This is a genomic window from Amycolatopsis sp. NPDC003731 (assembly GCF_053586895.1).
On sequence record NZ_JBSFNC010000081.1, the window covers coordinates 1 to 24,919 of the forward strand.

Annotated in this window: 20 protein-coding genes; 13 read left to right on the forward strand and 7 right to left on the reverse strand. The window is 73.8% G+C overall.

What is annotated here, in order from left to right; all coding sequences use genetic code 11:
* Positions 1-94: 94 nt before the first annotated feature.
* The 5 genes from ACWDN5_RS28625 to ACWDN5_RS28645 are packed head-to-tail and all read left to right on the forward strand — an operon-like array spanning position 95 to position 4,653.
* Positions 95-304, forward strand: coding sequence for a 3-oxoacyl-[acyl-carrier-protein] synthase III C-terminal domain-containing protein (locus ACWDN5_RS28625; protein ID WP_449678455.1), 210 nt, complete (start codon positions 95-97; stop codon positions 302-304).
* A complete protein-coding gene (locus ACWDN5_RS28630) occupies positions 301-1,056 on the forward strand; it encodes a glycosyltransferase family 2 protein (RefSeq protein WP_449678456.1) in 756 nt (251 codons plus the stop codon). The genes ACWDN5_RS28625 and ACWDN5_RS28630 overlap by 4 nt, the downstream gene beginning before the upstream one ends.
* Complete coding sequence (locus ACWDN5_RS28635) at positions 1,053-2,234, forward strand: cytochrome P450 (protein WP_449678457.1); 1,182 nt, start codon at positions 1,053-1,055, stop codon at positions 2,232-2,234. The genes ACWDN5_RS28630 and ACWDN5_RS28635 overlap by 4 nt, the downstream gene beginning before the upstream one ends.
* Entirely contained in the window at positions 2,231-3,766 is a 1,536-nt protein-coding gene (locus ACWDN5_RS28640) for a class I adenylate-forming enzyme family protein (protein ID WP_449678458.1), read from the forward strand. The genes ACWDN5_RS28635 and ACWDN5_RS28640 overlap by 4 nt, the downstream gene beginning before the upstream one ends.
* The gene (locus ACWDN5_RS28645; protein WP_449678459.1) at positions 3,763-4,653 is read left to right on the forward strand and encodes an NAD-dependent epimerase/dehydratase family protein; all 891 of its coding nucleotides are present in this window, start codon (positions 3,763-3,765) and stop codon (positions 4,651-4,653) included. The genes ACWDN5_RS28640 and ACWDN5_RS28645 overlap by 4 nt, the downstream gene beginning before the upstream one ends.
* 96 nt (positions 4,654-4,749) lie before the next feature.
* Here the strand turns inward: ACWDN5_RS28645 and ACWDN5_RS28650 are convergent, their stop codons facing one another.
* The 4 genes from ACWDN5_RS28650 to ACWDN5_RS28665 are packed head-to-tail and all read right to left on the reverse strand — an operon-like array spanning position 4,750 to position 9,635.
* Positions 4,750-6,741: a glycosyltransferase gene (locus ACWDN5_RS28650; protein WP_449678460.1), complete on the reverse strand. Its 1,992-nt coding sequence runs from the start codon at positions 6,739-6,741 to the stop codon at positions 4,750-4,752.
* A complete protein-coding gene (locus tag ACWDN5_RS28655; protein ID WP_449678461.1) occupies positions 6,735-7,421 on the reverse strand; it encodes a DUF998 domain-containing protein in 687 nt (228 codons plus the stop codon). Before ACWDN5_RS28655 ends, ACWDN5_RS28650 begins: the two co-directional genes overlap by 7 nt.
* A 55-nt stretch (positions 7,422-7,476) precedes the next feature.
* The gene (locus tag ACWDN5_RS28660) at positions 7,477-8,949 is read right to left on the reverse strand and encodes a sensor histidine kinase (RefSeq protein ID WP_449678462.1); all 1,473 of its coding nucleotides are present in this window, start codon (positions 8,947-8,949) and stop codon (positions 7,477-7,479) included.
* The gene (locus ACWDN5_RS28665; RefSeq protein ID WP_449678463.1) at positions 8,946-9,635 is read right to left on the reverse strand and encodes a response regulator transcription factor; all 690 of its coding nucleotides are present in this window, start codon (positions 9,633-9,635) and stop codon (positions 8,946-8,948) included. The genes ACWDN5_RS28660 and ACWDN5_RS28665 overlap by 4 nt, the downstream gene beginning before the upstream one ends.
* Before the next feature lie 452 nt (positions 9,636-10,087).
* Between ACWDN5_RS28665 and ACWDN5_RS28670 the strand changes: the two genes are divergently transcribed.
* A complete protein-coding gene (locus tag ACWDN5_RS28670; protein WP_449678464.1) occupies positions 10,088-12,772 on the forward strand; it encodes a BTAD domain-containing putative transcriptional regulator in 2,685 nt (894 codons plus the stop codon).
* Here the strand turns inward: ACWDN5_RS28670 and ACWDN5_RS28675 are convergent.
* On the reverse strand, positions 12,769-14,004 hold the full coding sequence (locus ACWDN5_RS28675) for an MFS transporter (protein WP_449678465.1): 1,236 nt from the start codon (positions 14,002-14,004) through the stop codon (positions 12,769-12,771). The two genes, ACWDN5_RS28670 and ACWDN5_RS28675, sit on opposite strands and share 4 nt — an antisense overlap.
* Positions 14,005-14,066: 62 nt before the next feature.
* On the opposite strand from ACWDN5_RS28675, the gene ACWDN5_RS28680 reads away from it, so the two are divergent.
* The gene (locus tag ACWDN5_RS28680) at positions 14,067-14,606 is read left to right on the forward strand and encodes an ArsR/SmtB family transcription factor (protein WP_310969855.1); all 540 of its coding nucleotides are present in this window, start codon (positions 14,067-14,069) and stop codon (positions 14,604-14,606) included.
* Between the two features lie 3 nt (positions 14,607-14,609).
* Here ACWDN5_RS28680 and ACWDN5_RS28685 read toward each other — a convergent pair whose 3' ends face one another.
* Positions 14,610-15,032: a hypothetical protein gene (locus tag ACWDN5_RS28685; protein WP_449678481.1), complete on the reverse strand. Its 423-nt coding sequence runs from the start codon at positions 15,030-15,032 to the stop codon at positions 14,610-14,612.
* Between ACWDN5_RS28685 and ACWDN5_RS28690 the strand changes: the two genes are divergently transcribed.
* A complete protein-coding gene (locus ACWDN5_RS28690; RefSeq protein ID WP_449678466.1) occupies positions 14,934-15,728 on the forward strand; it encodes an SDR family NAD(P)-dependent oxidoreductase in 795 nt (264 codons plus the stop codon). The genes ACWDN5_RS28685 and ACWDN5_RS28690 overlap by 99 nt on opposite strands.
* A gap of 76 nt (positions 15,729-15,804) precedes the next feature.
* On the opposite strand, the gene ACWDN5_RS28695 is transcribed toward ACWDN5_RS28690, so the two are convergent.
* Positions 15,805-16,101 (reverse strand): hypothetical protein, encoded by a 297-nt coding sequence (locus ACWDN5_RS28695; RefSeq protein ID WP_449678467.1) that lies wholly within the window; start codon positions 16,099-16,101, stop codon positions 15,805-15,807.
* Positions 16,102-16,214: 113 nt separating this feature from the next.
* Between ACWDN5_RS28695 and ACWDN5_RS28700 the strand changes: the two genes are divergently transcribed.
* The 5 genes from ACWDN5_RS28700 (at position 16,215) to ACWDN5_RS28720 (ending at position 24,857) form a co-directional block, all read left to right on the forward strand.
* Positions 16,215-17,909 (forward strand): VMAP-C domain-containing protein, encoded by a 1,695-nt coding sequence (locus ACWDN5_RS28700; RefSeq protein ID WP_449678468.1) that lies wholly within the window; start codon positions 16,215-16,217, stop codon positions 17,907-17,909.
* Positions 17,906-18,958 (forward strand): AAA family ATPase, encoded by a 1,053-nt coding sequence (locus ACWDN5_RS28705; protein ID WP_449678469.1) that lies wholly within the window; start codon positions 17,906-17,908, stop codon positions 18,956-18,958. Before ACWDN5_RS28700 ends, ACWDN5_RS28705 begins: the two co-directional genes overlap by 4 nt.
* A 16-nt stretch (positions 18,959-18,974) precedes the next feature.
* A complete protein-coding gene (locus ACWDN5_RS28710) occupies positions 18,975-22,478 on the forward strand; it encodes an SAV_2336 N-terminal domain-related protein (protein ID WP_449678470.1) in 3,504 nt (1,167 codons plus the stop codon).
* A 155-nt stretch (positions 22,479-22,633) separates the two neighbouring features.
* A complete protein-coding gene (locus tag ACWDN5_RS28715) occupies positions 22,634-23,083 on the forward strand; it encodes a MarR family winged helix-turn-helix transcriptional regulator (RefSeq protein WP_310969861.1) in 450 nt (149 codons plus the stop codon).
* Positions 23,084-23,282: 199 nt separating this feature from the next.
* The gene (locus ACWDN5_RS28720; protein ID WP_449678471.1) at positions 23,283-24,857 is read left to right on the forward strand and encodes an RICIN domain-containing protein; all 1,575 of its coding nucleotides are present in this window, start codon (positions 23,283-23,285) and stop codon (positions 24,855-24,857) included.
* Positions 24,858-24,919 lie beyond the last annotated feature (62 nt).

Sequence of the window (24,919 nt, forward strand, 5' to 3'; positions counted from 1 at the left end):
GGCGCGCCCGCGGTGATCGTCAGGACGTCGGGGTAGGCGCCGATCGTGTCGTCGTTCCAGAACGTCTCGGTGTTGCCGTCGACGGCGTTGCCGGGTGCGGGTGTTCCTCGAGTGCAGCGGGGTGCCGGAGGACAAGCTCGTCGTGACGATCACCGACCACGGCAACGTCGCTTCGTGCAGCCTGCCGCTGCAGCTGAGCCTGGCCCGGGAAGCGGGTCGCTGCGGTCCCGGCGACAAGGTCGCGTTCATCGGGCTGGCCGGCGGGGTCAGCATCGGCACGGTGTTCGCGGAGCTGACGTCATGACGCGCCTGTGGGTGATCATTCCCGCGTACAACGAGGAAAAGTGGATCGAAGGGCCGCTGCGGTCGCTTGCCGGCCAGCGTTTCCGCGACTTCACCGTGCTCGTCGTGGACAACGCGAGCACCGACGCCACCGCCGACGTCGTCGGCGCCTTCGCCGCCGCCCACCCCGAGATGGACGTCCGGGTGATCGGCGAGCCGCAAAAGGGCACCGGCGCGGCTTGCGACACCGGCATGCGCCAGGCCATCGCGAACGGGGCCACGCACCTGGCCCGGACCGACGCGGACTGCCTCGTCGCTCCACAGTGGACCGAAGCCGTCCTGCGGGGCTTCGGGGCCGGGCTGGAGCTGATCGGGGGCCGGTTCAAGGCGCGCACCGACGACTTCGCCGTGCCCCGCGCCGAGCGGGCCGTATTGGCGTTCCTGGTGGCGTTCGGCGGGTATTGCGCCCGGTTCCGCCGGGCCAACCGCGGGCCGGCGTACCTCGGGCCGTACCTGCTCTGCGCGGGCGGGAACACGGCCATCACCGCGCGCCTGTACGAGCGGTGCGGCGGTTATCCCCGGACGTGCATCGAGGACGACCACGAAGATCGCACGCTGGTGAACCGCGTCCGGTGCGTCACCCGCGCCTACGGGCGGCGGCGGGACATGGTCGTGTACTGGTCGCAGCGGCGGACCAAGGCGTGGGGCATCCGCAACACCTTCGCCTGGTACACCAGCCACGGCTACCGCGGCGAAACGGTGGACGTCCGATGAGGGCGGGCGCGCACGAGCTGCGGGTGCAGCTGGCGGCGCACCCGCTGGTGTACCCGGTGGTCCGCGTCCTCGGCCGGCTCGGTCCCGCGGTCCGGGTGCCCGGCCTCGGGGTCGTCGTGAACGAGGCCTCGGCGGCCCGGGAGGTGCTGACCGACACCGGCACCTTCCGCAGCGGCGGCGGCACCGAGGCGGACCTGTGGACCCCGGTCTTCGGCCCGTCGATGCTGGTCAACATGGACGGCCCCGAGCACCGGGCCATGCGGCGCAAGCTCGCCGAGTTCTTCACCCCGGCCTACGTCCGCCGTCTGATCGACGCGGCGTGCACCGAGCCGCTGGCCCGGACGGCCGAAGCCCTGCGCGGCGGCCGTCCGGTGGACGTCGTCCGGACGACGAAGATCGTCGCCGGGGCGGTGACCAGCGCGCTGGTCGGGTTCACCGTGACCGGCTCCCCGGCCGAGCGGGAGGCGGCGTACCTGCGGATGACCGGCCAGGCCACCGCGATCATCGGCCTGGTCAAGCTGGGCAAGCTCCGCCTGAACGACCGGCAGATCGCCCGGGCGCGCGCGATCGTGGCGGACGTCGGCGAGGCCACGTCGCTCGCGTGGGCCGCGGGGGACGAGACCACCGCGGTCGGCCGGATGCGCAGCTTCGGGTTGAGCGAGGCCGAGGCGCGGGGGCTCGCGTCGGCGTTCCTGATCGCGGGCACGGAGACGATCACCAGCCTGCTGCCCCGGATAGTGGCCCTGCTGCACGACCAGGGCGAGCTGACCGCCGTCGCCGAGGCCTACCGCGGCGGTGACGCGGGGCCGGTGGAAGCCGCGATCCACGAGACGGCGCGGCTGATCACGCCCGCGCCGATCATCCTGCGCAACGCCGTCCGCCCCGGCCGGATCGGCGGCGTCGCCGTCCGCGCCGGCGACCGGGTCGTTTTGTCGACTCTCAACTGCGCCCGGGCCCACGGCCGGTTCGACCTGGCCCGCGCGCACCCGCCGGAGCTGCGACGCCTGTGGTTCGGGGCGGGGCCGCACTTCTGCCTCGGCTACCCGCTGGCCATGGCCGAGATCCACGCCGTCCTCGGCACCTTGGCCGGAGCCGGGCCGCTGCGGATCACCGCCCGCCGGGCCGCACCCGGGGTGTTGTTCCCCGCCTATCGGCGTCTGGAGGTCAGCTGCGCATGAACGATTTCGTGACCCGGTTCCTGGACGTCGCCGAAGAGCGGCCCGGCGAGGTGGCGGTCATCGACCCCGACGGCCGCACGACGACCTTCGGCGGACTGCGCCGCCTGGCCCTCGAAGTCGGCACCGGCTTGCGGGCCGAGGGCCTCGAGCCCGGCGACGGGGTGCTGTTCGCCGTCCGCAACTCGGCTCAGGCGATCGGCTTGTTCCTCGGCGGGCTGCACGCCGGTGCGGTGCTCATCTCGGCCGACACCGCCGTCGGCCCGGCGCTGGTGTCCGCACGGCTGCGGGCCTACCGTCCGCGCTGGCTGATCGCGGAGTCGCTGTTCTACACGACCAGCGTCGTGGGCCCGGCCCGCTCCTTCTGCCGCCGCCGCGGGTGGCCGGTGCCGGACCTGCGGCAGCCCGTCGGTGACCCCGGCATCCGGCACGTCCACCTCGGACGCCGGCTGCCGGGCGTCCCGAAATCCGCGCTGTCGCTGAAAAGCCTCCTCGGCCGCACGCCGGCGGCGGCACCGGACCGCGACCCGGACGCGCCCGCCCTGGTCGTGTTCACCTCGGGCACCACCGAGCAGCCGAAGGGTGTTGTGCACTCGCTGCGGTCGCTCACCGCGGCCGTGACCATGCTGGGGGAGCACCTGCCGTTCGCGCCCGGGGACGTGATGCACGCCGACGGCATCGTGGCCGGCCTGCCCGCGTTGCTGGGCGGCGCCCGGCTCTCCCTGCCGAAGCCGTCCGCGCCGCCCGAGCGGTTCGCGCGGGACCTCGCCGACCGCCGGGTGACCCACGCCTACGGGGTGCCGGTCCACCTGGCCGAGGTGTTCGGCATCCTCCCGCGGTGGCCCACGCGCGTCCGCCACCTGGTGCTGGGGTCCGCGCCCGCGGCACCCGCCGTGCTGCGGCAGGCGCTGGCCGCGATCCCCGGCGGGCAGGTGCTCTCGATCTACGCGATGACCGAAGCGATCCCGATCGCGGCCGCCCGCGCGGAGGACAAGCTGGCCCACCTCGAGCAGGGCCTCCCGGGTGACCTGCTCGGCACGCCGTCGCCGGGGGTGACCGCCCGGATCGCCGCCGATGGCGAACTGCTCGTGTCCGCGCCCAACGCCTGCCTCGGCTACCTGGGGGCCCCGCCGCTGACCGTGCTGGCCACCGGCGACCTGGCCCGCCTCGACGACGCCGGCCGGATCGTCCTGACCGGCCGCAAGAAGGACATGCTCATCCGCGGTTCGTACAACATCTACCCCGGGCTGTACGAGCCGTCGATCGCGCTGCTGGCCGGCGTCCGGGAAGCGGCGATGGTCGGGACGCCCGATCCGGTGACCGAGGACGAGGCCGTGGTGCTCGCGGTCGTGGCCGACCCGGCGGTGGACCCGGCCCGGCTCGTCCGGCGGCTCCGCAGGCAGCTGCCGAACCTGATCGACGCTGAGGCCGTGCCCGACCGGATCGTCGTCCTGCCGGAGCTGCCCCGGTCGGGCCGGTCCCGCAAGCTCGACCGCGGCCGCCTGCGCGAGCTGATGACCGCGAGCCGGCCGTGAGGCTCGCGGTGACCGGCGCGACCGGGTTCGTCGGCGGCGCGGTGTGCCGGGCGGCCGTGGCGGCGGGCTGGCGGGTGACGGCCTTCGGCCGGCGCGCCGCGGCGGACACCGGCCGGCTCGGCGGGGCCGCGTACCGGTCGTGGGACATCGGGGCGGCCAAGCTCGCCGACCCGCCGGACGTCGACGCGGTGGTGCACTGCGCGGCGTCGGCGACCGACACCGGCGTGGCCCACGAGGTGTGGCGGACGAACCTGCTCGGCACTCACCACGTGCTGGCGTCCTTCCCGGACTGCCGCATCGTCCACGTCAGCAGCGCCAGCGTGTACGACCCGTTCCGGCCGACCGTGCGCGCCAAGGAGCACGAAGCTCCGGTGGATCGCTACCTCAACGCCTACGCGGCGGCGAAGGCCGCGGCCGAACAGCTCGTGCTGGCCATCGCCCGCGACGCGGTCGTCCTGCGGCCCCACGCCGTCTACGGCCCCGGGGACACCACCCTGCTGCCGCGGCTGCTGGCGAACGTGCGGGGCGGCCGGTTGCTGGTGCCGGGCAACGGGAAGGTACTGGTGAGCATGACCAATGTGGACAGCCTGGCCCGCGCCTGCCTGCTCGCCGCGACGGCCGAACCGGCGTGGCCGAGCGTGTTCAACATCGCCGACAGCGCGCCGGTGCCGATCGACTGGGCCCTGCGCGGCCTGCTGGCCTCGGCGGGCGTGCGGGTGCGGCCGGCGTACGTGCCGGCCGGCTTGCTCGCCCCGTTCGCCCGCCTGTTCCCGGGCGGGCGGTTGAACCGGTACGTGATCAGCCAGTTCGCGGTGGAGCGTTCCCTGGACATCTCCGCGGCGATCGACCGGCTCGGCTACGAGCCGTCACCGACGGTGTTCCCGTAGGCGTGGTGGGTGTGGCGCTGGGGTTCCGCCACACCCACCACGGACCTGTCACTGTGCCCCACGCCCGGCGCGCCGGCACCGGCATTTTTGCCGTGCTCAGCCCCGCAGCGCGACGGCCTCCGGGCGGACGGTCACGTCGAGGTAGACCCCTTCGAAGGTGTCCAATGTGGAATCCAGGTCGTGGGCGGCGATCAGCTCGAGGCCGGCCCGGCCCATCGCGGTCCGGGCCGGCGCGTCGGTCAGCACCGCGGTGAGCCGCCCGGCCAGCGCCGCGACGTCGCCGGGCGGGTAGAGCCAGCCGTTGCGGCCCGGCCGGACGAGGTGGGGCAGCGCCATCGCGTCCGCGGCCACCACCGGTTTGCCCGCGGCCATCGCCTCCATGGTGACGAGGCTCTGCAGTTCGGCGGTGCCCGGCATGCAGAAGACGGTGCACCGCCGGTAGGCCCGGACCAGGTCCTCGTCTGGGACGAAGCCGTGGAAGGTCACCCGGTCCGCGAGGCCCAGCCGCTTCGCGAGCGCCTCGAGCCGTCCGCGTTCGCTGCCGTCGCCGACGAGCTCGACCCGGACGTCCGGGGGCAGGAAGACGGCCGCCTCCAGGAGCTCGTGGACGTTCTTTTCCGCGTCCAGCCGGCCCACGAAGAGCACGTTCGGCGCCTCGGCAGGCTCGTCGGGCGGGCCGGCGTAGTGCGCGCGGTCGATCCCGCAGGAGATCGCCAGCACGGGCCGGTGCAGGCCGTTCTGTTCGAGCAGCTGGGCCGCGCGCGGGGTCGGGGTGGTGCAGACGGTGGCGCGGCCGAAGACCCGGGCGAGGTCGCGCCACGCTAGCCGGATGAGCGGGCGGTGCGTCCAGCGCGGCAGCGGGCCGTACCCGAGCAGGTTCTCCGGCATGAAGTGGTTGGTGGCCACCACCGGGACGCCGGCCGCGGTGGCGGCGCGGACCGCGCTGCGGCCGACCAGGAAGTGCGCCTGGGTGTGCACGACGTCGGGGTCGATCCCGGCGAGCAGGGCCGGCACGGCCTTCGCGGTCCGCCACGGCGGGCAGACGCGGAACGCCGGGTGGAACGGCGTGCGCACCGAACCGAGCCGGTGGACGGTGACCCCGGCCGCCGTTTCGGTGCAGTCTTCGCTGGTGGGCGACGGGCAGAGGACGTGGACGTCGTGCCCGCGGGCGGCCAGCCCGGACGCCAGGCGGGCGGCGAAGTTGGCGGCGCCGTTGACATCGGGCGGGTAGGTGTCCGCGGTGATCGCGATACGCAGCGGCCCCTCGCGCCGCACCCGGCGTGCGGGCGCGGCGGGCGACGGCAGTTCGCGGGTCAGGAGCACGAGTCCGCCCACGGCGATCAAGCCGGGCACGGCCACGCCGGCGAGCTGGCCCGGAGTCAGTTCCCCGTACGCGAAAACGCCGATGAGGACCGCGCTGAGCGGGTCGACGATGGTGGTCGCACCGGCCACGATCGGCGCGGGTCCGCTGGCGTAGGCCTGGTGCAGCAGCCACGCCCCGGCGAGCGTCGCCGCCACGGCTTCGGCGATGACGAGGAGGGAGAACGGGGCGACGGCCGCCGCCCGGATCAGCGCCGAGGTGAACCCGAAGAGCACCGCCGTGCCGAGCGCGGACAGCAGGGACCGCGTCCGGCCGCGGGTGTACTGGGCGGCCACGGCCAGCCCGGCCGCGACCGGCAGCGCCCACTGAGCGGTCGCGAGGTCGGGGGCCGGCAGGGCGGTGTTCGCGGCCGTGGCGGAGAGCGCGACGAACCCCGCGAGCCCGGCGACGCTCATCGCCAGCGCGGCGAGCACGGTCCGGGTGAGCGGGGTGCGCGCCAGCAGGACGGTGAGCACCAGGGTGAGCACGCCGATCGGCTGCACGACGGCGAGCGGGGCCAGGGTGAGCGCGAGGACGTGCAAGGCGGCACCGAGACCGGCGAGCCCGATCCCGGCGTACCAGCCGGGGGTGCGCAGGATGGCCCGGATCCCGGACAGCCGCAACGCCGGACCCGCGGTCGCCCCGCGGACGGCCCGGTGCTGGAGGTGGACGGTACCGGCGAAGCAGCACGCGCCGGCGGCGGCGAGAACGATGGCGAGGGTCAGCACGATTTCCTCCCGGAACGCAGGACGGCGAGGGCCGGCTCGCCGAGCAGGACGAGGTAGACGACGAAGACGAGCCGCTCGGCGAGCCCTTGGAACAGCGGGCCGTCGAACCCGCGCGGGGGCGCGAGCAGCACCGGGAGCTGGCTGAGCAGGAAGACCGTGAGGGCGGCCCACGCCCAGTCGGTGTGCCGCCGCAGCCGGACGGCGAGGGTGTGGTGCACCGGGTGGCCGGCGGCGTCCCGGGCGAGCAGCCCGGCCGCGGCGGGCAGGCTGAGGAACAGGACGAGGCCCGCGAAGCGGTGGATCTCGGCGGAGAGCGTCATCGGCGCGCCGGTCGGGATGGTGGGGAAGAAGGCGCAGAGCGTCAGCCCGCCACCCCAGCACCCGGCCAGCGCGACGACGGGCCGGGACACGGGCAGCCCGGCTTTCCCGAGCCCGACGAGCAGGAACCCGGTTCCGCCGGCCAGGGTGAGCACGCAGACCCCGAACCCGGCGGCGGCGGGGGAGAGGGCGTAGTCGCTGATCACCTGCCGGACGGGATCGACGGCTTGGGTGACGTGCAGCAGAAGGGCGGTGGCGACGCACAGCCCGAAGCACCCGATGGCGGCGGCGGCCCAGATCCGGGCCTGGCGCGGCCCCGCCGCCGTGGGCGGCGCGGGACGGATCGTTTCGACGGAGGACACGATTCGAAGTTCGGGTCCGCGGATGAAAGAACCTTAAGAGCCGCCGCTGGGCCGGTTAAGAAACGCGGTCGCTCTTCAGCCGGACGCGGAGTTCGGCGCCGCCGCCGGGAGCCGCGCCGGCGGCGACGGTGCCGGCGTGTGCTTGGACGATCTGGGCCACGATGGCCAGTCCGAGGCCCGAGCCCGGCATCGACCGGGCCGCGGTGGCGCGGTAGAAGCGCTCGAAGACCTTGGGCCGGTCCTGTTCGTCGATGCCCGGTCCTTCGTCGGTGACCGCCAGGTCGGCGTGACCGTCCGAGGTGGACAGGCTGACCCGGACGGTCCCGCCCGGGGGACTCCATTTGGCCGCGTTGTCGAGCAGGTTCAGCACCACACGGGACAGCCCGCCCGCCTGGCCCGTGAGGCTCGCCGGGGCGGTCGAGACGGCGAAGACGACCTGCGGCCAGCGGGCCCGCGCCCGGATGACGGCACTGTGGACGACGTCGGCCAGGTCCAGCGGACCGAACGGCTCGGGGTCGGTGTTCTCCGCGGCCAGTTCCACCAGCTCGGTGGTGAGGGTGGTCAGCTCTTCGGCCTGCACCCCGAGGTCCCGCAGCAGCCGGGCGCGGTCGTCGGGGGCGAGGACCCGGCCGGAGGCGCGTTGCTCCTCGGCGTATGTGAGCAGTTCGACGTTGGTGCGCAGGCTGGTCAGCGGGGTCCGCAGCTCGTGGCCGGCGTCCTGGACGAGCTGCTGCTGGGCGGCTTTCGACGCCGCGAGCGCGGTCAGCAGGTGGTTGACCGCGGTGGCGAGCCGGGCGATTTCGTCGTGGCCGGCCACCGGGATCGAGCTGTCCAGGTCCTGCGTCTCGGCCACCTTCTCGACGGCCCCGGCGAGCCGGTGGACCGGGCCCAGGCCCGCCCGCGCGACGCCCCAGCCGACCACGCCGGCGAGGGCGGTGCCGGCGAGGCCGATCCAGGTGAGCAGCACGCGGAGGTCGTCGAGCGTCCCTTCGATGCCGATGACCCGGCTGGCGACCTGCACCGCGCCGCCGCCGGGGCGGGGCACGGTGCTCACGCGGTAGACCGTCTCGTCGTCTTCGGGCCCGGCGTCGGCGAGGTCCTGGCCGCTCCCGCGCTCCGCGACGCGGGCGGCCGGCGGCGTCACCGGTCCCAGCCACTCGGCTCCCGCGGTGGCCGCCACCGGCTGCCCCTGGCCGTCGAGGAACCGGACGACGAACGGCGGCGGCGTGCCGGCCACGACGAGCAGCTGCCGGATTTCGGACGGCAGGTCGTCGTCCGACCAGTCGCCCGGCAGCTCGTCGGCGCCGTGCAGGGCGCGCAGCGCGTCCTCCGGTGTCGCCGCCCGCACCGCTTCGGCCGTGTCGGCGCGCATCCGGAGGTCCAGGTTGTCGTACATCCGGCCGTGCATCAGCCACCAGCCCGCGAGCGACACGACGACCACGGCGAACGCGACGCCGAGCGTGGAGAGCATCGCGACCCGCGCGCGCAGGGTGAGCTTGCGCCGTCCCAGGCCGCGCAGCAGCCTCACAGCGGGTCCTCGCGCAGGACGTAGCCGACGCCGCGGACGGTGTGCAGCAGCCGGGCGGCGCCCTCGGCTTCGAGTTTCTTGCGCAGGTAGCCGAGGTAGACGTCGAGGCTGTTGGAGCTGTTGCCGAAGTCGAAGCCCCAGACGTGCTCGAACAGGACGGTCCGGGTGAGCACCTGCCGCGGGTGGCGCAGGAAGAGTTCGAGGATGGCGAATTCGGTGCGCGTCAGCCGCACCGGACGGCCCGCGCGCTCGACTTCCCGCGTGGCCGGGTTGAGCGCGAGATCCCCGAAGCGGAGATCGGCGGGGGCTTCGGGGACGGCTTCGTACCGCGCGCGCCGCAGCAGGGCCCGCACCCGGGCGAGCAGCTCCTGGAGGGAGAAGGGCTTGGCGAGGTAGTCATCGGCCCCGGCGTCGAGGCCGGCGACCCGCGCGGTGACGTCCCCGCGAGCGGTGAGCATGAGGACGGGCACGAGGTTCCCGGCCGCCCGCAGCCGCCGGCAGGTTTCCAGGCCGTCGAGCACGGGCATGGTGACGTCGAGGATGACCCCGTCGGGTTCGCGCTCCCGGATGACGTCGAGAGCGGCTTGCCCGTCCTTGGCGACTTCGACGGCATAGCCCTCGAAGCGCAGGGTGCGCGACAGGGAGTCGCACACGGCATCCTCGTCGTCGGCGATCACGATCAGCACCCTGCCGATTCTCCGAGGCGGCGGGAACGGTCGCCAGGCGGGGTTTTAAGAAACGGCTAAGAACCAGGGCCGCGGCGGCGAAGCCGGCGACGCACACGACGGTCACCCGTCACCGCTCGCCCGTTCAACGAGCCGGATTCCCGCCGAGTTCCCGCGTGCCGTCGGAGCGCGGCAGGGGCGGGACCGAGCCCGGGTGGTCCCGGCGGCGGGCGCGTCCCCCGACGACGCACCCGCCGCCGGTGAGCGCGGGATCGGGCCTGCAGCGACCGGCTGTCCCGGCGGAGGGCGCGACCCCCAACGACGCGCCCGCCACCGGGTCGCCCCGGCATTCCCCCTCTTTCGCCGTGGCCCTAGGGTTTCCGACGCCGTCCTCGTTTCGTCCTCGCGCCGGCATTCGCCGCTTCGACCTGCGCGTTCGGCGAACCGGCCGGTCCGACGAGCAGGGGGTGGCGATGAGGTTCCGGATTCTCGGGACGCTCGAAGTGCAGGCGTACGGGAGCCGAATCACCCTGGCCAGCCCGCGGCAGCAGCGCGCGCTCGCCGTGCTGCTGCTCAACGCCGGCGCCGTCGTCCCGGTGGAGCGCATGATCGACGCCCTCTGGGAGGACGAGCCGCCGGCGACCGCCGTGAAGCAGGTGCGCAACTGCGTTTCCGCGCTGCGTGGCCGGCTCGGCGAGCTCGGCGGGGCGATCGTCACCGACGGGCCCGGCTACCGCCTGCAGATCGACGGCGACGACCTCGACGCCCTCCGCTTCCGCCGGCACGTCGCGGCCGCCCGGGGACTCGCCGGGCAGGCCAAACTCGTCGACGCCGTCGAGGAAATCCGCGCCGCGCTCGCCCTGTGGCGCGGCCCGGCGCTCGACGGGCTGCGGACCACCACGCTCGCCGGCCGGGCCGCGCTGCTCGACGAACAACGCGCCGAAGCCGTCGAACTCTGCGCCGAATGGCGGCTGCGGCTCGGTGAAACGGCCGAAGTCGTCCGCGAGCTGACCGAGTTCTGCGGCGAGCACCCGGCGCGCGAGCTGTCCCACCTGCTTCTCATGCGCGCCCTCGCGAAGGAGGGCCGCTACGCCGAAGCTTCGACGCTGTTCCACGGCCTGCGCCGGCGGCTGGCCGACGAACTCGGCGTCGACCCGAACCCCGACCTGCGGCGGCTCCACGACCGGATCCTCGCCGAGTCGGCGCCCAGCGCCGAAGAGCCCGAGCCGGAAGTGCCGCCGCAGCACCGGTTCGACCGGGCCGTCACCGAGCTGGCCGAAGCCGTCACGTGGCAGTGGCGCGCCGAAGCCGAGCTGCGTTCGCTGCACCGGCCGCAGCCGATCATGCTGCGCTGGTCGTCGGCCGCGCCCGCCGGGAAGCCGCGGGGCGATCTCGACGACATCGCGGCGACGTTCACCGCGCTGCCCGTGCGGCAGCTGGTGGTGCTCGGCGATCCCGGCTCCGGCAAGTCCGTGCTGGCCCTGATGCTGACGCTGGAACTGCTGCGCACCCGCGCCTCGGACGCTCCCGTCCCCGTCCTGTTGTCGCTGGCCTCGTGGGACCCGCGGCGCGAGCACCTCGACCGGTGGCTGGCGGCCCGGCTCGCCGAGAACCACCCGGCACTGCTCACCGCCCGCGAGTACGGGACCGACGCCCCGACCCGGCTCGTCCTCGGCGGCCACGTCGTCCCGGTCCTCGACGGCCTCGACGAGATGCCGGCCGACCTGCGCGTCGCGGCGCTCGACGCGCTCGACCAGACCATGGGCGCCGGACGCTCACTGGTGCTGACCTGCCGCTCGGCCGAGTACGAGCAGGCGACCCGCGAGTCCGGCGCGGTGCTGAGCGCCGCGACCGTGGTACGGCTCGAACCCGTCGCCCGCCAGGAGGCGATCACCTACCTGGCCGCGCGGCAGGGCGAAGACCGCTGGCAGCCGGTCGCCGACCGGCTGCGGCGCGAGCCGGATTCGGCACTGGCCCGGGTGTTGCGGACGCCGTTGATGGTCGACCTCGCGCGGATCGGCTACGGCCGCCCGCCCGCCGATCCCGCGGAGCTGCTTGCCGCCGAAGACGCCGGAGTCCTCGAAGGACAGCTCCTCGACTCGTTCGTGCCCAACGCCTACGCGCAGGTCCCGCAGCCGCCGGGCCGGAACCCGAAGACGAGCCCGTCCGGGCGCTACTCCGCCGAGCAGGCGACCCGCTGGCTCGGGTTCCTGGCCCGCCACCTCGAACGCGCGCGCAGCCGCGACCTCGCCTGGTGGCAGCTGTACCGCGCGGTGCCGGTCGGCACCCGCTCGGGCCTGATCGGCGTGCTGATCGCGTTGTTCTTCGTGGTCACCGGCTGGGTCGACGACGGCCCGGTGCTGGCGGCGATCTACGGCCTGTCCTTCGGGGGCGCCGCCTATCTGACGCACCGCTTCGGCCGCCCGCCGGAGCCGCTGCGCACGGAACTGCGCTTCGCCGGGGCGGCCGGGAAGTTCGCCGGCCGCTTCGCGATCGGGGCCGCGGTGGGTGTCCTGCTCGGCCTGGGCTGGTCGCTGGCGGCCGGCCTGGTCGTCTTCCTGGCGCTGGTGTTCGGCCTGGTGTTCGCGGTGCACGTGTGGCTGGCGAAGCCGGTCGACGCCAGCCGCGTCGCCAGCCCGCGGACGATCCTGCGCAACGAACGGACGGGCGCGATCGCGTTGTCGGTGTCGTTCCTGGTGTCGCTCGGGCTGTTCGACGGGATGGCGTTCGCGTTCACCGCCCAGACGCGGTTCCTCCCGGTGCTGGGCGGCCGTTACGACCTGGCGCTGGCCGTGGCCGGCGGGATCGCGGGCGCGTCGTTCGGCTTCTTCATGGCCCGCGGCGTGGCGGCGGTCTGCTACGGCGTGGCGGGCGCGCTGGCGGGCGGCCAGGTGTTCCCGGCGGCGACGAACCCGGTGGCCCCGTTCGTGGTCGGCGTGTGCTTCGGCGTGGGCATCGGGCTGGCGGTGCTGGTGACCCGGGCCTGGGGCAACTACTTCGTCCACCACGTGTGGCTCGCGGCCACGGGCCGCCTCCCGTGGCGCCTGATGCACTTCCTCGACGACGCCCACCGGCGCGGAGTGCTGCGTCAGGCCGGCGGTGTCTACCAGTTCCGCCACGCGCGGGTCCAGGAACGCTTGGCGGCCGGCGACGGCTAGACCGGGCTGCGCGAGGCGTCGCGTTCGGCTTCGGCCACGGCGCTGGCGGTCACTTTCGTCGCGCCGAAGGCGGTCGACATGGCCAGCACGCTCATCACCGCGAACACCGTGGGCAGGCTGGAGAACTGGGCGAGCAGCCCGCCCGCCAGCGCGCCGAGGGGCTTCGTGCCGTACGCCACCAGGCGGTGGGAACTGTTGGTCCGCCCGAGCAGCCGGTCCGGGGTGATCCGCTGGCGCAGGGAGACCGTCGTGACGTTGGAGACGATGAGGGCGACACCGGAAACGAAGAAGGCCGCCCCGACGAGCACCGGATCGGCCGTCACCGCCGGCACCCCCAGGGACGCGGCCCCGGCGAAGAAGGTGATGCCGATCGCGCGTGCCGTGCCCAGCGCGCGCTCGATCCGCTCGGCGAAGAAGGAACCGGCGAGGGCGCCGGCGGCGACCAGGCTCACCAGCCAGCCGAAGCCTTCCTCCGACAGGCCCATCGCCGATCCCGGGCCGACGGCGTACAGGACGAGCACGGCCTGGATCGCGCTGCTGGCGAAGTTGAAGACACCGGTCATCACCGTGAACGTGCGCAGGATGCCGGTGCGCCACACGAACCGCAGTCCCTCGGCGATCTCGGTGCGCAGCACCGGGCGCCGATCGGTGCCCGCCACCCGGAACGAGCCGCGGACGGACACCAGGACGACGACCGCCACCGCCCAGAGGGCGATCGGCGTCCCGAGCGCCAGGGCGGCCGCGGTGGCGACGAGCAGCCCGGCCACCGGGGGCCCGGCGAGCTCCAGCGCCGTCGTCTCGGCCGCGTACAGCCGGCTGTTCGCTCTCGGCAGCTGCTCGCGCCCGACCAGCTGCGGCACGATCGCCTGGGACGCGGTGTCGTAGCAGGTTTCCGCGATGCCGGTGCCGAGTGCCGCGACGTACAGCAGCCAGATCGAACCGGCGTCGAGCAGCACGGCCACGAGGAGTCCGGCGAGCAAGGTCGCGCGGATGACGTTCGCCAGCAGCATCAGGGCGCGCCGGTCGTGGCGGTCGGCGATCGCGCCGGCCGGCAGCGCGCAGAGCAGCCACGGCAGGGTGAAGGCCAGCGTCAGCCCGGCGACCAGCGCCGGCGAGCGCGTGTAGCCGATCGCCAGCAGCGGCAGCGCGAACTTGAGGATTCCGTCCGCGAGGTTGGACAGGGCGGCCGACGTCCACAGCCGCCAGTACCTGCCGCCCAGCGATGTCCGCATTGATGGAGGATTTCACATCGATGGAGAAAAGTCCATCGATGGGGATGCACTAGCCTGCGCCCATGGCTGATCACGACGGTGCGTCCTCGTCGATGCCGCGGCGCGAGGCCACGGTCGGCGAGGCCAAGGCCCTGGCCCACCCGCTGCGGCTGCGCATCCTGCGGCTGTGCTGGCAGGGCGAGCTGACCAACAAGCAGCTGGCCGACCGGCTGGACCGCGACCCCGGGACGGTCCTGTACCACGTCCGTCAGCTGCTCGAGGCGGGCCTGCTCGAGCCGGCCCCGGTCCGCACCGGCGACAGCGGCGCGCTGGAGAAGCCCTACCGCGCCAAGGCGCGCTCGTGGTGGCTGGACGACCCGCCGAACACCGAATTCGACGCCGCCTTGGCGCCGATCGAAGCGATCCAGGACGAGCTGCGCGCAGCGGGTCCCGACGCGGTGCGCACCTTCATGCGGTTCGCCGTCCACCTGTCCGCCGAGGACGCGGCGGAACTGGAGCGCGGCATCGTCGCGCTCGTCGAGCGGTACGTGTCCACGGACACCGAACGCTCCGGCGAGCCCGCGTACGGCGGCATGATCGTGCTGCACCGCCTGGCGGAGTAGCCGTCACGCGACGGCGAGGTCCTCCGGTGGTGCCCACAGCGGCACGCCGTCCGCCCGTTCGGGGTGCAGCCAGTGGTGCCGCGCGGCCGTCTCCCTCGCCACGTCCAGGAACGCCCGGACGCTCTCCGGCTGCTCGCCATCCCGCCACGCCAGCGACCACGGGTACACCGGCTCCAGCTCCTGCGGCCGGTACGCCGGGATCCCGAGCTCGGCGTACCGCCGGGCGTAGCTGTCGAACTCGAGCAGGTAAGCGCTGTCCCGTGCCCGGGTGAGGGCGGCGTGGCACGTGTCGAACGTGCCTGGCTGCGCGAGCAGGGGGTCTAGCCGGTGGACCTCGGACTGGACGGCGCGGTCGCGGTCGTCACCGGAGCCAGCCGCGGCATCGGCCTGGCCGTCACCGAAGTCCTGGTCGCGGAAGGCGCGCACGTCGTGGCGGGCGCGCGCGTCCCGGGGCCGGGTCTGGAGGCCCTCGTCGAGGCGGGGAAGGCGCACGCGCTCGCGGTCGACCTCGGCACCGCGGACGGTCCGGGCCGGCTGGCCGAGCTGGCGGTGGCCGAGTTCGGCCGCATCGACGTCCTGGTCAACAACGTCGGCGCGGTCACGCCCCGGCCGAACGGCTTCCTGCTGGTGACCGACGAAGACTGGACGCGCTCGGTGACGCTGAACCTGCTGAGCGCGGTCCGGGCCACCCGGGCGGTGCTGCCGACGATGGTGACGGCGGGCCGGGGGAGCATCGTCACGGTCGCCTCGGTCAACGCGGTCCTGCCCGACCCGGGCGTGATCGACTACAGCGCGGCGAAAGCGGCGCTGGTCAACTTCACGAAGTCGCTGTCGAAGGAGTTCGGCCCCCGCGGCATCCGCGCGAACGCGATCAACCCGGGCCCGGTCGCGACGGACCTGTGGCTCGGCACGGGCGGCGTGGCGGAAACCCTGGCGGCGACGACGGGCGCGAGCCCGGACGCGGTCGCGGACGAAGCCGCGGCCCACGCGGTCACCGGCCGCTTCACCCGGCCCGCGGAGGTGGCCAACCTGGTCGCCTTCCTGGCCGGTGACCGGGTGGCGGGCAACATCACCGGCGCGACATTCGCCATCGACGGTGGCTACGCGACGGAAATCCACTGATAGTCCACTCAGGGCGATGATCACGTCTGCGTCCACAGTGGACTTTTGCTGCTGAGCAGTGACCGAGACCTGCTGGTCAGGAACCGTCGATTTCCCCGGCTGGGCGCGAGGCATCCGCCCGCTGCCGGATCGATCGCCGCCGGGCGCGGCCGACTGCGGCGCCGGCGGTGGCCAGTGCGCTGACGCCCCCGACGGCGGCCGCGCCGGTGGGACCGACCAGCAGCATGATCACGAGCGTGGGGGCTAGGACGACGGCCGCCGCGAATGCGATGCAGACCACCAGGAACGCCACGTTCATCGTCTGTTTGCGGTCGCGAATGATGGCTGCGATGAGGGCGAGGAAGCTGTCGGGCGGTGGTGGCCTGGTAGGCATCGCCTACCCCCTGCGTCTGTCGAAGTCTCCGCGGACCTGCGTTGCTCCGTCATTATGCTCCGATTTGGAAGAAAAGTGATAGAGTTGCTCCGAACAGTGACTCTGGAGACTCGATGGGGCCTGAGCCGATCGCGCGGCTGGTCGCCGCCCACGTTCGCCGCTTGCGGCGGGAGCGCGGGTGGACGGCCGATCGCTTGGCGAGGGCGTGCGCCGAGGCCGGGCAGCCGGCGCTGACCCGCGGCACCATCGCGAAGATCGAATCCGGTGTCCGGAAAACGGTGACGGCCGACGAGATCGCCGTGCTCGCGAAAGCGCTGGAAGTCACGCCGGCCGAACTGCTGGCACCCGGGGACGAGGACCAGCGCCCGCCCGCGGCGGCGGGCTCCCTCGGTCCGCTGGTCGATGCCTTGTCGCGCACCGAGGTGCTGCGCGAGCCGCACGCCCGGGCGCTGGCGATCGATCTGCTCCGGCGGCAGCTGGGCGCGGAGTTCGACGTGCCGGAGCAGCCCTCGTTCCGGCTGCACCTCTACGCCCTGGTGGTCGCTTGCGAGCGGCACCCCTACGGGATCCAAGCTCTGCTGGACGTGCTCGAGGAGCTCGAACCGGACCCGAGCGGAGTGGAGAGCATCCGGACGGCGGCGGCGGAACTGAGCCCGCTCTCCTGGCTGCCGCCGGACGACCGGGGCCGGCTGTTCCGGCTGTTCGCCGCCGGGCGGTGGGTGCGGCTGGAAGAGGACTACCGCGCCGCGGCCGGGCCGTACGTTCCCGAGCCGGACGAGCCGCCGACCGGGCCCCGGGCCTACTTCGAGGAACTGGAGCGGTTGAACGCGCCACCCAGCGGGATCCCGCCGGCGCTGGTGTTCGTCGAACGCCTGGCCGCCCAGGCCGAACCCGGCCTTGCGGCCGAGCTGCGGCAGTGGAACCGCGCCACCGCCGTCCGGCTCGGGGTGCCGGTGCCGACGCTGACCGAGCCGGTGGGTGCTGCGGCCGGCGCGGGCGCCTACCTGGTCATCCGGCTCGAGCAGGACGTCGTGGCGCCCGACCGGCTCCAGGCGCGGTACTGGACCCAGCTCGGCTCCGGTGCGGTGCGGGCGGGCGAGGAGTTCGAGGGCGGGCCGGCGCAGATGCGGGAGCACATCGCCGCGCTGGTCCGGCAGGCAGAAGCGGGCTGGGCCGCCGACGCGGCGTTCATCCGGGTGGAGTTCCTGCTGCCGCGGGCGTTGCTCGGCCTGCCGATCGACCAGTGGCCGGGCGAACTTCCCGGCGAGCCGCCGCAGCCGCTGGGCCTGCGGCACCAGATCGTCGTGCGCAGCCTGGACCGCGCGCACACCCCGCACTGGCACCGTTCTTGGCGGCGCCGGTGGGAAAGCCTGACCCGGCTCGGCTCCCTCGAAGCCGACCAGGTCGTCTGGGCCGATCCCCGTGAACAGGCCGACGTGCGGCGGCTCGACGCCGCGCTGGCCACGAGCGACCAGGTGATGCTGGTGCTGCCCCAGCCGCCGGCGGCATCGGAGAGCATCGCCGGGGACGAAGTGGTCGTGGGACTGCGGGCCGGCGTCCCGGCGATGCTGTGGCTGCGCGACCGGCGGTTCTCCGCCGATTTCCGGGAGGTCGCCCCGCTCCTGCTCCACGCCGGTCCCGACCTGCCGGAGAGCATGCGGTTGCTCCGGGGTGAGGCGTTCGGTGCCGGCGACCCTGAAACACACGTCGGCAGTCATGTGACTTTGTTGTGGGATGACCCGGGCCGGCTCGTCGAGCCGTCCGGGCCGGTCGGTGTGCGCGAACACGCGAAGGAAGGTCGGTCATGAATCCTGGCCAGGAAGCCGCTTCCCCGGTGCCCCCGTGGTGGATCTACCGCGGAACGGGGGAGCCTCGCACGGAGGACATCGCCGACCTCCTCCCGCCACCTCCTCCGTGGCGCGAGTTCGCCGGGGAGCCGGTGCTGCCGGTTCCGGTGGCCAAGGAGGCCGAATTCACCCGGCGCCTCGGCCGGCCGGGTCCGGTGCCGGTGCGCCCCGATCCTCGGCAGGTCGAGCTGATCAACGCGGCCATCTGCCTCCGCCGCCCACTGCTGGTCACGGGCGCGCCGGGAACGGGGAAGTCGTCGCTCGCCTACCGGATCGCGCAGGAGTTGAGACTCGGTCCGGTCCTCTACTGGCCGGTCTCCACCCGGAGCACGCTCGGGAACGGCCTGTACGAGTACGATGCGATCGGCCGGGTCCAGGCCGCCAGTGCGCAGGCGGCAGGTCAGGATCCCGCGGTGGCCGCCGACGTCGGCGCCTTCCTGCGGCTCGGGCCGCTCGGCACGGCGCTGCTGGCCTACGACAAACCGCGGGTCCTGCTGGTCGACGAACTCGACAAGAGCGACATCGACCTGCCCAACGATCTGCTGGCCGTGCTGGAAGAAGGCGAATACTTCATCCCGGAGCTGGCCCGGCTGGCGAGCGTGACGCCGGAAGTCCGGGTGTTCACCCACGACCTGGGCGAGTCGGCGGTGGTCCGCTCCGGCGTGGTGCGCTGCCGGGCCTTCCCGATCATCGTGATCACGAGCAACGGCGAACGCCAGTTCCCACCCGCGTTCCTGCGGCGTTGCATCCGGCTGGATCTGCCGCAGCCGGATGTGGAGCAGTTGGCGGGTATCGTCGCCGCGCACCTGCCGCGGGGGACCGGGACCGTGGCCGCCGAGCTGATCGAAGCCTTCGCTGAACGGTCCGCCACGGCGGAACCCGGGTTGCCGGTCGACCAGCTGTTGAACGCTCTCTACCTGGTGACATCCGGGAACTACGACCCGCACGACGAGTCGTGGCCGCAGCTCGTCGACGCGCTGTGGCGGCAGCTGTCGGCACCCGTCGACTGACTGGGGAGTACACGCTATGAGCGAGCCGGACGACGCGCCGACCGCGGTACCGGCGGACGAGCTGTCCTGGCGTGACGTCGCGGACGGGCTCTGGCTCGCCCACTTGCTGCGGCCGCCGGACCGGCCGGGGCAACCGGACGACCGGCCGCCGGACCGGCCACCCGCACCGAAACGGGTGGCGCCGCCACCGAGCGAACCGGTGGAGCCCGCAGCGGTCGAGTCGGTACCGGCCACCGCCGGGATGGTGCCGGTGCCCGATGCGGTTGCGGCCCGGCCGGGGCAGGACGGTGGAGACCGGGCCTTCGAGTCGCAGCTGACGGACCCGCGGGCGATCGAACGAGCGCTGCGGCCGCTGTCCCGGCGCGTCCCGTCCCGACGGGACAGTGAGCTCGACGAGGTTCGCGTAGCGACGAACGCGGCGGAAACCGGGCTGTGGCTGCCGGTGACCCGGCCCGCGGCCACCCGGTGGTTCGACGTGGTCGTCGTGTGCGATACCGGTCGCTCGGCCGAGCTGTGGCGAGCAACCGCGGCACACTTCGTCCGTCTGCTCGAGCACCAGGGTGCGTTCCGCGACGTCCGGACCGTCCAGATCGACACCGACCAGGACATCCCCGACGGCTACCAGGTCGCCGGGCGCTCGGACCGGCGCCCGTTGCGGGATCTCGCCGATCCCCGCGGACGGCGGATCGTCCTCGTGCTGACCGACGGCATGGGCCGGGCGTGGCGCCCGGACGCGGTCGCCTCCTGGCTGGCCGTGCTCGGAGAGGACAACCCGCTCGCCGTGGTCCACCACCTCCCGCCTCGCTTGTGGCGCCTGGGAAACCTGACCACGGAACTGGCGAACCTGTCGGCGCGCGAACCCGGGACACCCAACCGGCGGCTGCGCTTCGACCTCTACGCCGAATCCGGGGCGCCCCGCCGCGAGGGCCTCCCGGTGCCGGTGCTCGAGATGTCCGGCCGGTGGCTGGCGCGCTGGGCAGGCCTGCTCACCGCGACGGGCCCGCCCGAGGTCACCCTGCCGGTCGCCCTTCTCGGCCGGTCTTCCGGCGCGCCGGAAGACCTGTCCGCCGAGCTCTCCGCGCACGAACGGGTGCGCGCGTTCCACCTCACCGCGTCCCCGGCCGCCTTCCGCCTCGCCGCGCTGCTGTCCGCCGTCCCGATCGACCTGGCGGTGATGCGCTTCGTCCAGCGGGAAATGGTGCCGCGGTCGGCGCTCTTCCACCTGGCCGAGGTTCTCCACGGCGGGCTGCTGACCGATGAACCCGGCGCAGGCCTCGACTTCCGGCCCGGGGTGCGGGCGGAACTCCTCGGTGCGCTGCGGCGCGCCGAGACGGTGGGTGTCATCCGCGACGTGGGCACGGCCTTCGGCGCCGCGAGGCCGGCGATCGCCCGCTTGCGGGCCGCGGTCACCGACCCGTTCGCGCCGTCGTTGCCGAGCGAGCCAGCCGACATCGGGCTGGAGCACGCCGTGATGCGGGCGCTGTCGGGGCCCTACCTCTCGCGGGCAGACCGCCTGGCGGCCGGCCCGGAGTCGCTGTCCGGCATGGCCATGCCGCGGACGGCGGCCCAGTCGGACGGCTCCGAGACCATGGCCGTGCTGTCGGAGACCCCGCAGGCTGGTGCCCAGGACTTCGTCGAACGGCCCGAACTGGCGGCCCTGCGGTCGTCGCTCGCCGACGGAGACGGTCGTCCGGTGGTGGTGCTCGGGGAGGGCGGCAGCGGCAAGACCGAGCTGGTCCGCGGATACCTCGCGCGGCACGCCGACGACTACGACTCGGCTTGGTGGGTTCGCGCGGGCGCCGCGGCCGACATCGTCACCGGCTACGGGGGCATCGCCATCGAACTCGGGCTGAAACCCCACGGAGCGGGTGCCGACGCCGCCGCGGCCGCCGTGCTGGACGCGTTCGCCGGCGCCCGCGCGGTGCGATGGCTGCTCGTCCTCGATGGCGCGTCCGATCCCGGTGACGTGCTGCCCTACCTCCCGGCCGGTCCGGCGCACGTCGTCGTGACCTCGCGGGAGCCGGCCTGGAGCGATCACGGAATCCCGGTGCCCCTCGGCAGGCTGTCCGCCGCGCAGAGCCGCGAACTGCTGCAGGGGCGCGCCCCCTCGCTCGGCGACGCCGAGTGCGAGTCGCTCGCCGAACTGCACGGCGGTCTCGCCGCCACCGTCGCCTACCTCGCGCACCGGGCGCCCCGGCGCCGGTTCGCCGCAGGCTGGTTCACGCGGGAGATGACGGACGACGGGCTGTTCCGCCGCGCGCTCGAAGCGGTGGCCGGCAGCCGGCCGCTCCTCGACATCTGCGCCGTGGTCGGCCCCCGCGGGGTGTCCACGAACTTCCTCCGCCGGTTGTCGGATCTCGGACCGGACCCGGGCGCCGGAGGCGTGGCCGTCCCGGAGCTCGACGAGGCTCGGACGGCTCTGCTCGACGCCGGATTGCTGGTGCCGGACCGGGACGTCCTGGTCGTCCCGGAGCCGGTCCGGTCGGAGGTGCTGGCCCGGTCGGAGGAGACGGCGCTCGACTCGGCGCGCCATGCCGTCCACCGGGTCCTGGCCGAGGACACTTCGACGCTGCCGCCCGGGGAAGTGGTTTCGCACCTGAGGCACTCGGGCATGGCGAACTGTGCCGACCCGCGGGTGCGGAGTGGCGTCGCCGACCTGACGAGACGGCTCCTCGAGCTCGGGTACCTGGCCGGGGCGATCGAGGTGGCCGAGACGGTACTGCTTTCCTGGGAAGGGGAATCCGCCAGTGGCACGCCGGAGTTCGGACGGCTCGCCGCCGAGCTCGGAGTGGCGTACCGGCTGCGGGGCGACCGCGTCCGCGCCGTCCGGCTGCACCGGAGTCACGGCCCCGCCGTGGCACTGGCCCGCTCCCTGCGGGAGACCGGCGAGATCGATGCGGCGTTCGAGGCTCTCGGAGGCCATGCCCTTCCACCGTCCACAGAGGACATGGTGGTCGCCGCCGAGTTCGCCGCGACCGCCCGGGTGGCCGCGGCGCTGGCGGGCCGCCCGCTCGCCGCCGAAGTGGGAGCACTCCAGGAAGAAGTCGTGGCACGGTTGCGTCAACACGGCGATGACTGGCACCCCGCGACGCTGGCCGCGTCGGGGGACCTGGCCCTGACCCGGCGCCTCTGCGGGGAGACCCGGCAGGCGCTCGACCTCGACCGCACCCTGCTCGGTCGAGCGTCGGCGCTGCTCGGGGAGGGGCACCCGATCACGCTCGCCTGCGCGATCAACTTCGCGACCGATCTCCACGAGATCGGCGACCACGAAGCCGCGGCGAAGCTCGACCGCCGGACGGCCCGGATCGCGGCCCGGGCCCAAGGTGCGCGACACACCGCCACGTTGGTCGCGCGATGGAATCTAGCCCTCGACGAAGGGCCGGAGTCGGCGGAAGCGGCCGCCCGAACCGCGCTGAGCCGGGAGCTCGGGCGGTCGCATCCACTGGCCGTGCTGGCGGCCGCCGGGTCGCGTTGCTGGTACGAACCCGATCCCGGCACGGTGCCCGCCGGCTCGCTTTGAGTGGACCGTCATCGAGGACGGCCGGTCCTGCGCGGTCCTCGAACGCTGGACCCCGACGTCGGAGGCAGACCCGTCAGGCTACGACGGAGCGGGACGGCGACCGTGGGGACTTCCCACAATTGTGCCGGCCCGCGGCCGCCCCTATGCTCGCCGCCATGTCCGCTTCGCCGTCCGGGCGGCCCCGGGGCCTGCTGCGCTGGCCCACCTATGTGATGGGGCAGCTGCACCGCAGCGGGACCGGCCGGATCGACACCGCGCTGGCCGGGCACGGGGTCGCCCTGCGGGACTACTACGTCCTCGTCTGCATCGGCGAGGCCGGGCCGCTCTCGCAGCAGCGGGTGGCCGACCGGCTCGGCTTCGACCGCAGTGACCTGGTCAAGGTGCTCGACCGGCTGGAGGCCGCCGGCTGGGTGTCCCGCGAGCGCGACACCGAGGACCGGCGCCGGCACGTGCTGACCCTCACCGAGCCCGGTCAGGCCACCGTCGGCAAGGTCGACGAGGTCTCCACCGCGGTCACCGGCGAGCTGCTCGCCCGGCTGAGTCCCGGTGAGCGGGAGACCTTGCACCGGCTCCTGCTGAAGGCCTTCGGGGAGCCGTCCGCCTGATTCGCCGGAAGAGGGTGGTCTTGCCGGACGATCTTGGCTAGCGTGACCCCAGCCGGACTACCGCGCGCTAGGGGGACGCAGGAGTGCTGGGAGTTCGACCTGCCGTGGGGTCCGCCGCCCTGGACGGCTGGGCGCGGCCGCCACCGCCGCCGCGCGCCGCCGTCGTCCTCATTTCCGCATCACCACCAGGGGGAACCCCATGCGAAGATCCCGTGTTCCGTTCGTCGCCGCCGTCGTCTGTGCCGGGGCGGTGCTCGTCCCGTCGCCGGCCGGCGCCCTCACCGGCGGCCAGCCGGTCGCCGACGGGGCCGACCGGTTCGCCGTCAAGATCACGACGGACACCGCGGCCTGCTCCGGCGCCCTGATCGCTCCACAGTGGATCGTCACGGCGGCGGCCTGCTTCCCCGGCGCCACCGCGCAGCCGGCCGCGCCCGCGAAGCCGACCACCGTGTACGCCGGGCAGCCCGACCTGCGCGCCGCCGTCCCCTACCGGGTGTCCACAGTGGTCGCCCGCGCCGACCGGGACGTCGCGCTGGCGAAGCTGACCCACCCGGTTGCCGACGTCACCCCGCTGCGGGTCGGCAACCGGCCGCCCGCCGCCGAGACCGTCCGGATCACCGGGTACGGCCGCACGGCGACCGAGTGGGTGCCCAACCGGGCGACGACCGCGTCGTTCGCACTCGGCACCACCACGCCGACGACGGTCGCGGTGACCAGCCCGGCCGGCCAGGACCCGTGCCTCGGCGACGCCGGCGGCCCGCTGCTGCGCCCGGGCACCGACGGCGGGCTCGAGCTCGCGGGCGTCCTGAGCCGGTCGTGGCAGCACGGCTGCCTCGCGGTGACCGAGACCCGGCAGGGCGCGGTTGCGGCCCGCACCGACGACCTCGCGGGCTGGATCTCCGACCAGGTCACGCCGAAGTCGGTCCGGTTCGTCAACCACTACTCCCAGCGCTGCCTGGCCGTCCAGGGCGCGAACAACGTCGACGACGCGCCGGCGTTCCAGTTCGACTGCCCGGCCGCCTACGCCGATCAGGCGTGGGACATCGAACCGCAGGCCACGGGCGGGGTGCTGCTGCGCAACCACTTCACCAAGCGGTGCCTGATCGTCCACGCGACCGGCAGTGGCAACGGGACGCCGCTGCAGCAGTACGAGTGCCTGCCGCAGTACTCCGACCAGCTGTGGGACATCGTCCCGGTCGACGGCGGTGTCCAGCTCAAGAACCGGGCGACCGGTGGCTGCGCGGTCGTGTTCGGCGCCAACAACGTCAACGGGGCTCCCGCCGCCCAGTACGAGTGCTTCCCGCAGTACTCCGACCAGGTCTGGGAGATCGCCCCGGTGCCGGACCCGGTGCAGGTCGTCAACCGCGCCTCGGGCCGCTGCCTGATCGTCCGTGGCGCGGACAACGTCAACGACGCGCCCGCGGTCCAGTACGACTGCCTGCCCCAGTTCCAGGACCAGGCGTGGGAATTCGAACCGCAGCCGGCGGGCGGGGTGCTGGTGCGCAACCACTACACGAAGAAGTGCCTGATCGTGCACGGCGCCGGCAACGTGAACGGGCAGCCGCTGCTGCAGTACGAGTGCCTGCCGCAGTTCACCGACCAGCTGTGGGACGTCGTCGCGGCGGACGGGCACGTCCAGCTGAAGAACCGGGCGACCGGCCGCTGCGCCGGGGTGGCGAGCCCCGGCAACGACGTCACCGCCGCGCAGTACGACTGCACGCCGCAGTCCGGTGACCGGGTGTGGGACATCCTCCCGTTCCCGAAGACCGCGTAGTCACCCGCGCGTCGTGAGTGGTAAGGCGGGTTCTAGCCCGCTGTCATGTCTCAGGACCTCAC

Excerpts from the sequence above, each read along its gene's own strand:
- ACWDN5_RS28715 (WP_310969861.1), top strand. The coding sequence starts at position 22,634 with ATGTCCGCTTCGCCGTCCGGGCGGCCCCGGGGCCTGCTGCGCTGGCCC.
- ACWDN5_RS28705 (WP_449678469.1), top strand. The coding sequence starts at position 17,906 with ATGAATCCTGGCCAGGAAGCCGCTTCCCCGGTGCCCCCGTGGTGGATC.
- ACWDN5_RS28710 (WP_449678470.1), top strand. The coding sequence starts at position 18,975 with ATGAGCGAGCCGGACGACGCGCCGACCGCGGTACCGGCGGACGAGCTG.
- ACWDN5_RS28635 (WP_449678457.1), top strand. The coding sequence starts at position 1,053 with ATGAGGGCGGGCGCGCACGAGCTGCGGGTGCAGCTGGCGGCGCACCCG.
- ACWDN5_RS28720 (WP_449678471.1), top strand. The coding sequence starts at position 23,283 with ATGCGAAGATCCCGTGTTCCGTTCGTCGCCGCCGTCGTCTGTGCCGGG.
- ACWDN5_RS28630 (WP_449678456.1), top strand. The coding sequence starts at position 301 with ATGACGCGCCTGTGGGTGATCATTCCCGCGTACAACGAGGAAAAGTGG.
- ACWDN5_RS28680 (WP_310969855.1), top strand. The coding sequence starts at position 14,067 with ATGGCTGATCACGACGGTGCGTCCTCGTCGATGCCGCGGCGCGAGGCC.
- ACWDN5_RS28640 (WP_449678458.1), top strand. The coding sequence starts at position 2,231 with ATGAACGATTTCGTGACCCGGTTCCTGGACGTCGCCGAAGAGCGGCCC.
- ACWDN5_RS28695 (WP_449678467.1), bottom strand. The coding sequence starts at position 16,101 with ATGCCTACCAGGCCACCACCGCCCGACAGCTTCCTCGCCCTCATCGCA.
- ACWDN5_RS28670 (WP_449678464.1), top strand. The coding sequence starts at position 10,088 with ATGAGGTTCCGGATTCTCGGGACGCTCGAAGTGCAGGCGTACGGGAGC.
- ACWDN5_RS28700 (WP_449678468.1), top strand. The coding sequence starts at position 16,215 with ATGGGGCCTGAGCCGATCGCGCGGCTGGTCGCCGCCCACGTTCGCCGC.
- ACWDN5_RS28675 (WP_449678465.1), bottom strand. The coding sequence starts at position 14,004 with ATGCGGACATCGCTGGGCGGCAGGTACTGGCGGCTGTGGACGTCGGCC.